Annotated in this window: 13 protein-coding genes; 8 read left to right on the forward strand and 5 right to left on the reverse strand. The window is 66.2% G+C overall.

Annotated elements, in window-relative coordinates:
* Both BGN97_RS09315 and BGN97_RS09320 read left to right on the forward strand, forming a co-directional pair.
* On the forward strand, positions 1–943 hold a 943-nt coding region (locus BGN97_RS09315), incomplete at its 5' end, for a glycosyltransferase family 9 protein (protein ID WP_292700445.1).
* Entirely contained in the window at positions 940–2,109 is a 1,170-nt protein-coding gene (locus tag BGN97_RS09320; RefSeq protein WP_292700447.1) for a glycosyltransferase family 4 protein, read from the forward strand. The genes BGN97_RS09315 and BGN97_RS09320, both read left to right, overlap by 4 nt.
* Here BGN97_RS09320 and BGN97_RS09325 read toward each other — a convergent pair.
* The 3 genes from BGN97_RS09325 to BGN97_RS09335 all read right to left on the reverse strand — a co-directional run bounded on the left by BGN97_RS09325 (position 2,086) and on the right by BGN97_RS09335 (position 5,254).
* On the reverse strand, positions 2,086–3,195 hold the full coding sequence (locus tag BGN97_RS09325) for a glycosyltransferase (protein WP_292700448.1): 1,110 nt from the start codon (positions 3,193–3,195) through the stop codon (positions 2,086–2,088). The two genes, BGN97_RS09320 and BGN97_RS09325, sit on opposite strands and share 24 nt — an antisense overlap.
* Positions 3,195–4,505 (reverse strand): UDP-glucose/GDP-mannose dehydrogenase family protein, encoded by a 1,311-nt coding sequence (locus tag BGN97_RS09330; RefSeq protein ID WP_292700451.1) that lies wholly within the window; start codon positions 4,503–4,505, stop codon positions 3,195–3,197. The genes BGN97_RS09325 and BGN97_RS09330 overlap by 1 nt, the downstream gene beginning before the upstream one ends.
* Before the next feature lie 122 nt (positions 4,506–4,627).
* Positions 4,628–5,254 carry a hypothetical protein gene (locus tag BGN97_RS09335; protein WP_292700454.1) on the reverse strand — a complete coding sequence of 209 codons (627 nt, stop codon included), beginning with the start codon at positions 5,252–5,254 and terminating at the stop codon, positions 4,628–4,630.
* 295 nt (positions 5,255–5,549) lie between these two features.
* On the opposite strand from BGN97_RS09335, the gene BGN97_RS09340 reads away from it, so the two are divergent.
* Positions 5,550–6,536, forward strand: coding sequence for a MauE/DoxX family redox-associated membrane protein (locus tag BGN97_RS09340; RefSeq protein WP_292700457.1), 987 nt, complete (start codon positions 5,550–5,552; stop codon positions 6,534–6,536).
* 33 nt (positions 6,537–6,569) lie between these two features.
* Here the strand turns inward: BGN97_RS09340 and lepB are convergent, their stop codons facing one another.
* Positions 6,570–7,283 (reverse strand): signal peptidase I, encoded by a 714-nt coding sequence (lepB, locus tag BGN97_RS09345; protein WP_292700459.1) that lies wholly within the window; start codon positions 7,281–7,283, stop codon positions 6,570–6,572.
* A gap of 35 nt (positions 7,284–7,318) precedes the next feature.
* The gene (locus BGN97_RS09350) at positions 7,319–8,242 is read right to left on the reverse strand and encodes a hypothetical protein (protein WP_292700462.1); all 924 of its coding nucleotides are present in this window, start codon (positions 8,240–8,242) and stop codon (positions 7,319–7,321) included.
* Between the two features lie 252 nt (positions 8,243–8,494).
* Here BGN97_RS09350 and BGN97_RS09355 point away from each other — a divergent pair, with 252 nt between their 5' ends.
* The 5 genes from BGN97_RS09355 to BGN97_RS09375 form a co-directional block, all read left to right on the forward strand.
* Positions 8,495–9,511 (forward strand): AraC family transcriptional regulator, encoded by a 1,017-nt coding sequence (locus BGN97_RS09355; protein ID WP_292700465.1) that lies wholly within the window; start codon positions 8,495–8,497, stop codon positions 9,509–9,511.
* Between the two features lie 164 nt (positions 9,512–9,675).
* Positions 9,676–10,257 carry a hypothetical protein gene (locus BGN97_RS09360; RefSeq protein ID WP_292700468.1) on the forward strand — a complete coding sequence of 194 codons (582 nt, stop codon included), beginning with the start codon at positions 9,676–9,678 and terminating at the stop codon, positions 10,255–10,257.
* Between the two features lie 72 nt (positions 10,258–10,329).
* Positions 10,330–11,370, forward strand: a complete 1,041-nt coding sequence (locus tag BGN97_RS09365; protein WP_292700471.1) for a MauE/DoxX family redox-associated membrane protein — start codon at positions 10,330–10,332, stop codon at positions 11,368–11,370.
* Between the two features lie 73 nt (positions 11,371–11,443).
* Positions 11,444–12,967, forward strand: a complete 1,524-nt coding sequence (locus tag BGN97_RS09370; RefSeq protein ID WP_292700473.1) for a polysaccharide biosynthesis tyrosine autokinase — start codon at positions 11,444–11,446, stop codon at positions 12,965–12,967.
* Positions 12,964–13,714, forward strand: a 751-nt coding sequence (locus BGN97_RS09375) for a hypothetical protein (protein WP_292700476.1), incomplete at its 3' end; no start/stop codon positions are given. The genes BGN97_RS09370 and BGN97_RS09375, both read left to right, overlap by 4 nt.

Genomic DNA, 13,714 nt, shown 5'->3' on the forward strand with positions numbered 1-13,714 from the left:
TCTGTGGGCGGCGCACCATACGCTGTGGCCGCATGGCTCGCTGGGGAAAATCCTTGCCATCAGTGCTCTGGGGCAGAGGCGCGCATACCGGATGGGCAGGCTGTTCAAAGGTAGGTTCGACCTTCTGGTGTTGCCGCGCTGGGATACCGACCGAGGGCAGAACCTGCGATTCTTCGCGGCAGGAGTGGGGGTGCCAGTGGCCGGCCACGATCCGTCTCTGCAACCACAGGCCTCACCGAAAGAACGCCGGGAAGGGCGGTTGCTCTCGATCATTGCTCGGGACGATCGCGAGCACGCTCACGAGTCCGAACGAGTCGCGACCATGGTCGAGGCGCTCGGCTTGCCATTGCCGCTTGACGACGGCGGCACCAGGGCGTTCTTCGGGCTGAAGAAGGTCCGCGACTCTCGGCCCGGACCTCGGCGGGTCTTCATACATACCAGCGCGCACGACGACTTCCGTCAGTGGCCGCTCGAATCCTGGATGCAACTGATTCGGTCCCTGTTGCACGTGGAGGGCGTTGAGATCGTACTCGTCGGTGGGCCGGGTGACTGGTCGGCGCATCAGCCGCTGGTCGCGGTGAATCCTACGCGAGTTCGATCAGTGGCGGGCGAAGTCGGCCTCGACTCTCTGCCAGCGCAGGTTGACGAAGCCGCGCTGTTCATCGGGAACGACAGCGGACCGGCTCATATTGCAGCGACCCTCGGCGTGCCAACGCTGGTCATCTCCTGCTTCCCGGAGCGAGACGACCCGGGGCACCCCAACAGCCCTGAGAGGTTCGGCGTGCGCTCGACAGGCGGGAGCGCGGTGCTGCGCCCCCCCGCACAGTCAGCAGCCTTCGATACGCTTGACCGGGAGGGGAGGCGGCTGATGATGAGAAGAGTGACACCTCACGCCGTCGAGGAAGCCGCCTACGAACTGACAGCCTGGGGGGTGACGCAGTGACCGAGGAGTTTCGTCTCGCCTACGTTTCTTATGGCGATGCGAACGACAATATGCGAGCCTCGGGGGTGCCGCACTACTTGCGTCGAGGGTTCGATTCCATCGCTTCCGTGCGCATCTATGAGATCAATGCTCGACCGCAACAGTTGGTGCGGTTGGCGATCAAGGCATTGAGTTTTCGCCCCGTTCGTGCGGACTGGGAGCGGAACTACCTGCACGGCAGGATGTTACCCAGGGCGCGATCATGGAAGCGAAGCAGGGGTGTGCGCGCTTTGCGGTCGCCCGACGCCACGCTGCATGTACGCACATGGTATTCACCGCTGAAATCTGTGCCATATGCGTCTTTCATCGATGCCACCGTGACGATGGTTCGTGGGTACGACGACAGCTGGGCGCTCTCTGATCGTCAGTTTGCGGGCGAGGTCGAGGTGGAAGGGGAGTTCTACCGGCGTGCGGTCGCGGTCTATACGGCTTCGAGGGCTGCGACGCGAAGCCTGATCGAGGACTACGGCGTCGACGCGGGGAAGATCACGCAGGTGGGAGCCGGAACCACGCTACCTGGCCTCGCGGACTTGACTATGCAGGCCGTAGCAGATCGTTTTGCCGCCCTGAACATTCTTTTCGTCGGCAAGGATCCTGTCCGCAAGGGCCTGCCGGAACTGCTCGAAGGATTCCGGCTGGCGAGGAGAGCGTTCCCCGGGCTTACACTGAGCATCGTCGGCCCATCGGAGGACGCGCCCGAGTACCATGCAGAGGGAGTGCGCTGGTTCGGCCTGGTGAGAGACAAGGCCCGGATGGCTGAGTTGTACGCGCAGGCGACGGTCTTCGCGCTCCCTGCCCACAGAGAGTCCTATGGCCTCGTCGTGCCCGAGGCGATGGCCTATGGTCTGCCTTGCATCGTCAGTGACTCGGGCGAGCTTCCCCACCTCGTAGAGCATGGACATGATGGGCGCGTGCTGACGGAGGTCAGTCCGGAGGCGATCGCCAGTGCCATCACTGCGTTGCTCCGTGACTTTGACGAGTATGCCAGGTTCGCGAAGAACGCACACGTGAGGAGCAATGATTTCAGCTGGGAGCGCATTGCTCAGATGATCGTTGATGACCTCGCAGCCCGAATCCCGACACAGAACCGGACTGGGCGGCGCTCAACGACCACTGCTGACGAATGAGCTGATGCGCTGAGCAAAAGTTCTTTCCGTGAAGTGGGCTGTCTGCGCTTGCGGATCAAATCTCGGCAGCATCATGGCAGTATTGGTCGCGCGTGCAAGATCGTCGACGGCAGCGGAGTCCGCGCTGATCCCGCTGACCCCGATCTCAAACGTCTCCAACTGTCCACCCACCGGGCCGGTCACGACCGGCGTCCCTGCGGCCTGCGCCTCGACGGGGACGATTCCGAAGTCCTCCACCGGAGGGAAGACGAACACGCTGGCGAGCTGCATGAGCGCGTAGAGCAGTGCATCCGAGGGGGAGACGACGATCCGCACGGGAACCTTCGCCGTCTCGGCGATCGCGCGAAGCCGTTGCTCCTCCGGGCCGCGACCCGCGATCACGACGGGCAGGCCCGTCCGCTCACCGGCCGCGATCACCAGATCCAGCCGCTTGTAGGGGATGAACCGGGAGGCGCCGAGAATGAACGGGGTCGGCAGCTGCTCCAGCAGGTGCAGTTCATCGGCATCCGTCACCTCCGTGCGCCAGTCGCTCTGCGAGAAGATGCGCTCCACAGCCACCGGCGGGTGGATCACCACGGCCTCGCGCTCCCAGGCCTCGGCTATCCTGTCGCGCACGAACGCACTGTTCGCGGCGATCGCCGTGGCCTCCTGCACACGCCGGCGGTCGATGCGCTGGAACAGCGGCGAGACGGCCTTCACCGCAATGCTGTTGCCCCGCTCATCGAGCTCGGGGTTCCAGATGTACCTCGCCGGTGTGTGCGCGTACACGTACTTCGGAACGTCTCGGCGAGCGAGCGTCGCGTGATGCGCGAACAGGTGCGAGCTCACCAGCATCCACTCGTAGTCGTGCGGCGCGGAGAGTCCTCGCCACGCACCCAGGGTGAACGGCAGCGCCAGCGCCTTGTGCCGGCGCAAGGGGGTGCGCGCCAGCCACGTCTCGCGCACGGTGCGATCGGCGAAGCGGTGCGGAGCGTCGTCCCAGAGGCACTGGATGTCGGCATCCGGGAAGGCTCGAGCCATCGCCTCGAGCACGTTCTCCGCCCCGCCCGAGGACTCGATCCACTCGTGAACGAGCAGGCCCGTCACTATGGCCGTCCCATCCCGTAATACGACCAGCCGGCCGCACGCCACGCAGCCGCATCCAGGCCGTTGCGACCGTCGACCACCACGCGTCCGTCAGTCAGCGTGGCGGCGTGCTCCGGCGACAGCTCACGACGGTATTCGTCCCACTCGGTCACCATCACCACGGCCGCGGCATCGCGGATCGTCTCGTCGCGGTCCGCTTCGAAAGTCAGCTGCGGGTGCATCCGGCGCGCGTTCTCGATCGCCTGCGGATCGGTGACGACCACCTCCGCACCCAGCCCATTGAGGCGCACGGCCACATCGAGGGCAGGGGAGTCGCGCACGTCGTCGCTGTGGGGCTTGAACGCCGCACCCAGCACGGCCACCTTCTTGCCGTGCACGCTGCCGCTCAGTCCGTCGACGACCAGCTGGACAGCCCGATCGCGCCGGCGCAGGTTGATCGCGTCGACCTCGCGCAGGAAGTTCACCGACTCGCCTCGGCCGAGTTCCTCGGCTCGTGCGGCGAAAGCACGGATGTCCTTCGGCAGGCATCCGCCGCCGAACCCGATGCCTGCGCCGAGGAACTTGCGACCGATCCGGGCGTCGTGGCCGATCGCGTCGGCGAGCTGCGTGACATCCGCCCCGGTCGCCTCGGCGATCTCGGCCATCGCGTTGATGAACGAGATCTTGGTCGCGAGGAACGCGTTGGCCGAGACCTTCACCAGCTCCGCGGTGGCGTAGTCGGTGACGATGAACGGGGTGCCCTTCGCGACAGCCGGGTGATAGACCTCGCGCAGCACCTCTCCCGCGCGCTGCCCCTCCTCGCCGGCGGGGACTCCGGCGACCAGGCGGTCGGGGTCGATGGTGTCCTGAACGGCCCACCCCTCCCGCAGGAATTCCGGGTTCCACACGAGCACAGCGCCGGTGGCCGCGATGCGCGGCGCCAGCTCGGCCGCCGTGCCGACGGGCACCGTCGACTTGCCGGCGACGATGTCGCCCGCGGACAGATGGGGGAGCAGGTCGTCGATCGCCGCGTTCACATAGGTGAGATCGGCCGCGTGGCCGCCGGCCTGCTGCGGCGTGCCGACTCCGACGAAATGGACCTTCGCGCCCGCGGCGGCGGAGGCATCCGTCGTGAACGACAGCCGACCTGACGCGACGCCCTCGGAGAGGAGCTGCTGCAGACCAGGCTCGAAGAACGGCGCCTCGCCCCGGGCGAGCGACTCGATCTTGCGCGGGTCGACGTCGACTCCGACCACCTCGTGGCCGATGGACGCCATCGCGGCCGCGTGCACCGCACCGAGATAGCCGCAACCGAACACAGAAAGACGCATGTACTTTTCCTCCCCAGATAGCAACGCCTCCATCTTCCCCTATCCCGGTGGCGAGCATTGCCACCAGGCGGACGAGAGGCGCACCCGCGGCCGCGGATGCGCCTCTCGTCAGACGAACGAGATCAGAGGATCCCTGCGTTGGCAAGCACGCTGATCGACGATGTGGCCAGGTAGGAGGAACCATCTGCGAACTCCACCGTCAGGTTCACGGGGAAGGTGGCCAGCAGCGACACATCCAGCAGCGAGGTCGACTCGCCCGCAAGACCGAACACCACGGGGACGACGAGCGAACCGTTGCTGGCGATGTTGACCGTACGGGTGCCGGTCCAGGTCGTCGTAGGGAAGCCGAACGCAGACGCATAGTTCACGTTGCGCTCCGCGTCAGACGTGGCGATTCCATCCACCGAGACGACGCCGAAACCGCGGACATGCCCGAGGCTGATGTTGATCCCGCTCGGGGTCCCGACGGCGATGGTCACCGTGGCGACCTCGTTGCTGATTGCCCCGGTGCCGTTGGTGATGGTGTACTCGTCGGGCACCGTGACCACTGCCGCGGCAGTGATGACGCCGCCCTCATCGAGCAGGTCGAGCTGCAGCAGGCCGGAGTTGTTACCGGTCCAGTCGACGTTGGCGTTCGACGTCGAAGCGGCAGCCAGCGGGGTGGCTGCTGCGACGGCGACGACGGGAAGCGACCAGGCGGCGCCCTTGACGAGGGTGCGGCGCGAGACGTTGGTGTTTTCGATGGTCATGTTTCTCCTGGAATTCGTACGCAAGGCACTGTGAAAGCAGAGCAGTGCCGCCCGGGGGAGCGGCGAGATGTCAGATGACAATTCCGACAATGGCGGAGATGTCGCATAGTGAACCCGATCATGTCGCTGACTGATCGAAGAGCGACGGAAAACGATCGCCGAGGCGCTTCGGCAGGCTCAGCGCCCCACGGGCAACGACTCAGCGCGCGGACCTCGCGGGACGCATCGTGCGAGACAATGACTAGGTACTACGGGCCCTCGCTGCCGCCGAACTGCTCACGGTCGATGGGGACACATGATCTACTTCGCGTTCGCGCCCGCGCCCGCGCTGATCGTCGTGGCGGTGCTGCTCGTCAGTGGCATCGCGAAGCTGCGCACACCCGACGATGAGGCCGGATGGGCGGAACTCGGCGTACCTGCGGCGCTGCGACGCCATTGGCTGATGCGGCTGCATCCGATCGCCGAGATCGTGCTGGCCGCGGCGCTGCTTGCGCTCGGCGGCGTGCTGGGCGTCCTCGCGGCGGTCGCCGCCACTGTGCTGTTCGCGATCTACCTGGTGATGGTGTGGCGGGCGAAGCAGCGCACCCCGGATGCATCTTGCGCGTGCTTCGGCGAGCGCAAGCCCATCACCACGCGCACGCTGCTGCGCAACGGCTGGCTGGTGGTGATGGCGGCGTTGGCGGCAGTGGGCGTCGGCTCGACGCCGCTGCTGGGCGGGGTCGCTGCGGTGGCGACGTGGATGTGGCCGTGGACCCTGGGCCTCGCCGCCGTCGCCTTCACGTTCGTGCTGCTGAACCAGCCCACCGCCTCGATAGCCGCTGCTGCTCCCTCCGACGTCGCCGACGAGGAGCTGGAGGACTACCTCCGCACCCGCACGCCGGCCGTGCCGGTGACCCGCGGCGACGGAGCCGTCATGAATCTGCGGACGTTGTCGATGCAGAAGCCCATCCTGCTGCTCTCGGTGTCGGAGACCTGCGGCTCGTGCAAGCCGGTGATCGAACGCGCCGACGCCTATCGTGAGCTGCTGCCCGAGGCATCCGTGCAGCTGCTGGTGCGCACGACGCCCGACGTGAGCCCGATGGTCAGCACTGCGGCGCCGTTCACCCTGCACGACCCGGACGGACACGTGCGCGATTCCCTGGACATGCCGCGCACACCCAGTGCGGTGCTGCTTGGCGCAGACGGCCTGCTCGCCGGCGGGCCCGTCGTGGGACATCCCGATATCGAAGCGTTCGTGGGCGACGTCTACGAGTCGCTGCACGGTGAGCGCCCGCCCGCCTGACCCCAGTACGTGTCGAGAAGACGCCTCGGGGCGTCAGAGCCCGCTCCACCGGCCGATCGGCCAGAGGATCACGACGGCCTTGCCGACGATCTCATCGCGTTTCACCCAGCGGTAGCAGGTGGCAGCATCTGCACCCGGGAGCCGGCAGGGATACGCGCCGTCGGCCGAGTTCGATCGGTGGTCGCCGAGCACCAGATACGAGCCGGCGGGCACGGTCACCTCGGGCAGGCAGCGCGGAGAGGCCGGAGTCGTGGAGCAGTCCAGCGAACCGGGCGTGAACGGGAGGTCCTCGAACACGTAGGGCTCGTCGAGGGGCTTGCCATCGATCAGAAGGCGCCCCTCGGCGTCACAGCAGGAGACCGTCTGGCCCGGGCCCGCGATGACCCGCTTGATGAGGGTGTGCGGGCCGGACGGGCCGAATCCGGTCACTTCGCCGATCCAGCGCAGCACGCCCTTGATCGGCCCGTCATCGGCGGTGCCGTCCGGGCCCCAGGTCTCGTCGGCGTCGAACACCACGATGTCCCCTGTGCCCGGCCCGCCGCCGAGGTAGGCCAGCCGATTCACCAGCACTCGGTCACCGGGCAGCAGCGTCTGCTCCATCGACCCGGACGGCACGTAGTACGGTTTCGCGACGAAGGAGAGCACGGCGCCGACGACCACGAAGGCGGCGATCAGCTGGAACCAGAAGCTCCCGGTGATGCGCCGCCAGAGCGGACGGGGTGCGGCTGCGGTGGCGTCGGAGGTCACCCCTACATCCTCGCCCACGTTGCAGCGCGATCCGCTCAGGGAAGCGGCAGGACACCCCGGATGAGGCTGCTCCAGTCGATATCGGGCAGGAGCGGTGACACCAGATCGTAGAAGGCGATGGCGTCGTCCAGCAGCTGCTGCCATTCGCCGAGTATCGCCTGCACGTCTCCGGTTGCGACATCCAGGCGCACACCGATCGGGGACACCGCCAGATCGCCGTTGTCATTGAGATCGGTGTCCTGACTGGTGGGCGAGAGCATCGCCGTTACGGACGATTGCGTGACCTGTCCTGTGATGTTCAGCGTCACGGACGCAGGGTTGTACACGAGCGGCTGGGAGAACACCTCGCCGCCCACCGGCACAGTGCTCGAGGTGGTGTAGCTGAGCATCGTCGTACCACCGGTCTGGCCGATCTGGACGGGTCCGGTCGTCGGCAGATAGGCGTTGACGATCTTGGCATCCGTCGTCACCTGCACCGTGACCAGAGTGCCTGCGGGGATCGCCTGCGGGCCGTTGTTGGAGACGGAGAGCGAGCGAGGGTAGGTCGCCGATGCGAAGAACAGGCCTTCGCTCTGCACGGCTGCGGCCCGAAGACGATCGATGATCGTCTTCACCGCGAGGTCCCACGCGGAGTAGGTCGCGAGCTTCTGCAGATAGTCGGCGGTCTCCTGCGCGAAGTCCGCGTTCGCTGCCGCGACATCCAGCCCCCACTGCGCGAGCGCAGCAGCGTACGCCTGCCAAGCGGGATCGAACGGGTTGGGGAAACCAGAAGGGCGCACGGGCTCGGGCGGCAGCACGAGTTCGGGAGCTGTCGGCTTCTGCGGACCCAGTGAGCGGATCGTGCGATCGATGAAGTCGACGACGGCGAACGTGATGTCGCGAGTCGATCCGCCGATCGGCGTTCCGAAGCTCAACACCAGATCGCTGCTCGTGCGCTGACTCGCGGCAGCCAGGGGCATCGCGACTCCTACCGCGATCACGGGAGCCGACCACGCCGCAGCGCGCAGCACGGAGCGCCTGCTCGGAGCGTTCGAAGGAGAAGGGCTGATGAGAGCAGGTGCGTCGTGCATTGGGGCTCCACGGGAATAGGGCGCGGGCGCGCGAGTGAGGCCGACGGGTTCGGTCCGAGACCAGGCTCCTGCGCCCGATCGACAACGGGCGTACTTGTGTCGCGAAAGAGAGCAGAACTGTCGCCAGAAAGCCTCTTGTCGATGCGGCTCGCAGGAGAGCTGGGACATGTCGCAGAGTTGTTCGGTGGTGTCGCAGAACGCGCGTTCGGGCTATCCTGTCGCTGGGAACAGAACGTCAACGGGTGGGGCCGGGCGTTCGTCGAAGATCTGGGGAGGTCCGTCTTGGGGAACGTCATCGACGTATCTGCTGTCATGCGACTGCTGGGGCAGGGGAACGAACATCCGACGGTGGCTCGTCGCCATCGCAGCACTTTGGCCACCAGGCACGCTTTTGACAGGGGCGCGGTCTGGAATTGGGAGCGTCAGCCTGACTCGCGCGCGGTTGTCGCGGGGCTCGCGTTCGCCGATGTGCCGATGCGGGTTCGCGGTGATGTGGGCGAAGAAACTGTCCGAGTCGGAGAAGCGGCTTTTCTGCATCCGTTCCGTCGGACTTTGGTCGAGGCGGACGCGGCTGGGTCCGGAATCTGCATCTGGTTACCGTGGGACTCGCTGCAGGAGGTCGAGGACGGGGTTCGGGCGCCGGGTCAGATCATGGCGTCGACGCCGCTCACCGCGGGGCTCCGCGCCTTCTTGACATCTCTGGTCACACAGCAGGCGGAGCCAACAGCGTACACCGACTATCTGGTTGAGCGGGTCGTGCTGGAGATGGCGTTCGGCGTGCTGCTGGAGTCGGTTCCGGGCAACATTGCCGCTGCACGCGAGGACAGGATGATCGATCGGGCGCGTTCTCTGATGTTGATGCGTCGGGCCGAACCGGACTTCGGAATCGCGGAGCTTGCCGCAGAACTGCACATGTCCACGCGGCATGTGCAGAGGATGTTCGCGGCCGAGCACAGCACCCCGGCTGACGAGCTTCGTGGCATGCGGATCGATCTGGCGAACGAGTTGCTCGGGGATCCTGCCTACGACCCAATAGGCATCGCGGAGATCGCCGTGCACGCGGGATTCCGCACGGCGGCGGCGCTTCGACGTGCTTTCGCATCGCGCGGGCTCCCTCATCCGAGCCGTGCGCGCCAGGCTCGGATGTTCTCTGCCTGAGGAGTTGTCGGCAGCGGAGCATGTGTTTTGCGACCGCTTCGAGTAATTATGCGACCTGAGCATTGAGGTGTTCTGACTCCACTCAGATGATCGAGGTTGTGGCCATTCCGGCCGCGCAACACGCATTTTGCGACACCACTGGGAATCTTCTGAGGGGCAGAACTATGCAGGACGAGAACACCAAGGCACCGCGTCAGATCGAGCGCCGCACCATCCTGAAGGGCGCCGCTTGGTCGGCTCCTGTGATCGCAGCCGCAGTCGCTGCGCCGGCCTACGCGGCGTCGGGGCAGACCTTCGACGTGCGCGTGCAGCGCGAGTCGTGCGTCCTGGCGAGCGTCACCGTGAACAAGAAGCCGTACTTCAACATCTACGCCGACAGCGGTACGATTCCGGCGGGGTCGGTGTTCCAGCTGACGGTGACCAACGGGCTGGTGAACCTCGGCCTGTTCCAGAGTGACCCGAACGCGGGTTACAACGTGGTCGATCTGGGCATTCTCAGCGGAAAGCGCGTCTACCAGATCACTACCGCGCAGGACATCACGCCGACCACCCCGATGCGAGTGGACTACCTGCCGGACTCCTTCGCTTCCGTCTTCGCGGGACAGAATGCACAGCTGACCTATGTCAGTTCTCCGTCCGGCACTGAGTCCGGGCCGGGCCGTAACTCCGACACCATGAGCGTGTCCGGCGTTGCGCTGACGATTCCATTCCTCGGAACTATCCGCGCTTACAGCTGCAGCGCCTGAGTCTGGTTACGATCGAATAGTCCGCGGTGGGCGTCGCGCCAGTAACGACCATCGCGGACTTACCTTGTTCTCATGCTTCTTGCTTCGATGCTGTGCGCATTCGTTCTCGTTTGGTCAGGAATATCAAAACTGATCAAGAGGGAGAGCGCGAATCTGACGTTGATCGGTCTGGGTCTTCCACAGACCGATCTGTTCCGTCTGGGCGCACGATGGTTGCCGGTGGGTGAACTCGTCATCGCGTGTGCATGGTTGATGACGCCATCGCCGTTCTGGCTGATCCCCGCGGCAGCTGGCGCGGCTCTTTTCCTGGTGTTTCTGATCGTGGTTGTGCGTGCGCACGCGCGCAAATCTGATGCTGAATGCATGTGCTTTGGAATGCGTAGAGCCGTCGGCCCGGCCACAATCGTCCGCAACGCCGTGCTACTGGCCAGCGCATCCGCGGCGCTGATCGGGATCCTTGTGCAGACCACCCCGGCATCGGCGAACCTGAACATTCTCACGCTCGTCTTCGAACTCAGCATCCCGGAGATTCTTGCCGGTGCGTTGCTGCTGGGCGGGATGATCGCGTTGCTCGTCGCTGCTGAATCCGGTGGTACAAGTGATCCGCAAGTAGCTCCTGACGTTGATCAGCATCAGAGTCACGCCCTCGGTGGCGGGGTGCCGGCTCCGGTCGCATCCCCGAGAGTGGCTTTTCTGGATGCGACGGGCCGCTACGCGACGATCGATGAAGTCGCTTCGCCGCACGGCGTTCTGCTGCTCGTGCTGAGTGAGACCTGTTACCTCTGTGACCTGGTCCGCGAACGGCTGGAACACTATCGGGCATCGCTCGCGCCAGTCCGCGTGGCTGTCGTAGGGGCGATAGAGCAGTACGGGGCTTTGCCGCCGGATGTCGACCTGGGAGACCTTGCGATGATGGCTTCCGAACGGCTCGGCGCGACGACCTACCCCGCCGGATTAATTGCGCTACCCAACGGCACGATCCCGGTCGGGCCCGTTCTCGGACCCGACGCGATCGACGCGCTTGTCGAGGAGCTGGCCTCCGATCTCAAGGTCGCCCGGGGTGAGGCACATGATCTGAATGCCGATGGGTTCACGCCCCACTCGAGCCAGTAGCCAGTCGGAGTCAGTCCAACTGCTAGATTCGAAGGCACTGTTGCGTTGTCAAGACTGAGGGGTGCGCACGCACATGGAGTTGAAAGACTATCTGCGCATCTTCCGCGCACACTGGCTGGGCATGCTGGCCGTCATCGTTGGGGCTGTCGTGCTCGCCTTCGGGTGGACGCTGACGCAGCCCAAGGTGTACACGGCCGACTCGACCGCGATCGTGCAGGCGAACACCGGATCAGAAGACCTCGGTATGCAGTCGGTCGGCAACAACATCGCCAACCAGAAGGTGAAGACCTACGTCGAACTCGGCAGCTCGCGCAGTGTCGCCAGCCGCGTGATCAAAGAGCTCTCGCTCGACGAGAAGCCTGACACACTGGTCTCCGCCATTAACGTCACCAACCCGCTCGACACGACCTCGCTACGCGTCACGGCCAACGCGTCGACGCCCGAAAAGGCCCGTGACATCGCTGAGGCGTGGGTGCGTGGCATGGCTGCCGAGGTCAACGACATCGAAGCAGGCGACGCGACCAAGCAGGGCGCCGTCTTCCTCCGTCCCATCGACTCGGCCCGCCTGCCCAGCAGTCCGTCGTCGCCCAACACCAAGCTCGCTCTCGCGATCGGTGCGCTCGTCGGCCTCGCCCTCGCGATCGGCTACGGCCTGCTGCGCTACACGCTCGATCGCCGCATCCGGTCTGTCGAGTCCGTTGAGCGCGAGACCGGCGTCGCGGTGGTCGGGACTGTCCCGGAGGAGAAATCGTTCACCGCGGACGACCGTCTCATCCCGTTCGACGGCGGCAACTCCGCCAACAGCTCCAAGGCGCACCTGTTCGCGATCGCCGAGGCGATGCGCGAGCTGCGCACCAACATCCAGTTCATGGACGTCGACAACCCGCCGCGGGTGATGGTCATCACCAGCCCGCTTCCCGGCGACGGCAAGTCGACCACCGCCTCGAACCTGGCGATCACGCTCGCCTCCAGCGGTCAGAAGGTCGTCCTGATCGACGGCGACCTGCGCCGCCCGATGATCGACACTGTCTTCGGCCTGCCCAAGGGCGCCGGCCTGTCCGACGTGCTGGCCGGACGTGCCGAGCTGGCCGAGGTCGCGCACCGCGTCGGCGGCAACGGGCGACTGCTCGTGATCGGCGCCGGCAAGATCCCGCCGAACCCGAGCGAGGTGCTCGGCTCCGCACGCATGAAGGAGCTGCTCGAGGCGATCTCCCGCGAGGCGATCGTGATCATCGATGCGCCGCCGCTGATCCCGGTGACCGACGCCGCCGTCCTCGCCCACAGCACCGACGGCGCGATCATCGTCGCCACGGTCGGCAAGACCACCTTCGAGGTGCTCGGCAAGGCGCTCAGCAACCTCGAGCGCGCCGGCGCACGCGCCCTCGGCATCGTGCTCAACCGCGTCCCGCGGCGCGGAAGCGGTGCCGCCTATTACGGCTACCAGTACCACGGCGACTACTACCGCGTGGAGAAGCCCGAGGACGAGGCCGCCGAGCTGCTCGCGAGCACGCCGAGCAGCGAACCTGTGCGTGCCGAGCCGTCAGCGCGCGATGACGACGGGACTCCGCCGCGCAGAAGCACGCATCGCGCGTCATGACGGCGGACCTCGTCGTCGACGTGCTCGGGCTGCGCGTCCTGATCGCGCCCGGTGACGCTCTCGACGACGCGCAGCGCGAGCGGCTCCGCGCGGCATGGAGCGGAGCGGCCAGCGCGGATGCCGTGACCATGCCCGACCTGACCGTCTCGTTCTACGCCGGGAAGTCCTTCGACCGCGGAATGGAACAGCTCACTGTCGACGTGACGCTGGCCGCGCTGGAGGCCCTCCGCGGACGCGCGCTGATGTTCCATGCGGCGGGTGTGGCGGATGCCGATGGACGCGTCATCGCGTTCGTCGGGCCTTCCGGCCGTGGCAAGACGACCCTCAGCCGCGCGCTGGGCCGTCGATTCGGCTACGTCTCCGACGAGACCGTCGCCGCGGATGAGACCCGATCCGTGCATCCGTACCGCAAGCCGCTATCCGTGGTGCGCAAGGATCTCCCCAAGGAGCAGGTCTCGCCCGTCGACGCGGGGCTCCTCCCGGTTCCCTCGGCCCCCCTGCGGCTCAGCGGGCTCGTGCTGATCGATCGTGATCCGGAGCTGGCCGCCCCGCAGCTGAGCACCGTGCCCCTCGCTGAGGCGCTGCCCGAGCTCGTGACGCAGATGAGCTACCTGCGCGACCATCCGGCTCCGCTGCAGTCGATCGCCGGCCTGTGCGATGCGGTCGGAGGCGTGCGGATGCTGCGCTATCCGGATGCCGAGACCGTTCCGGCGATCATGCCCGAGATCTTCGGCGCCGAACCCGCAG

It is taken from the genome of Microbacterium sp. 69-10, from assembly GCF_001897945.1.
In the GTDB taxonomy this organism is placed as follows: Bacteria; Actinomycetota; Actinomycetes; order Actinomycetales; family Microbacteriaceae; genus Microbacterium.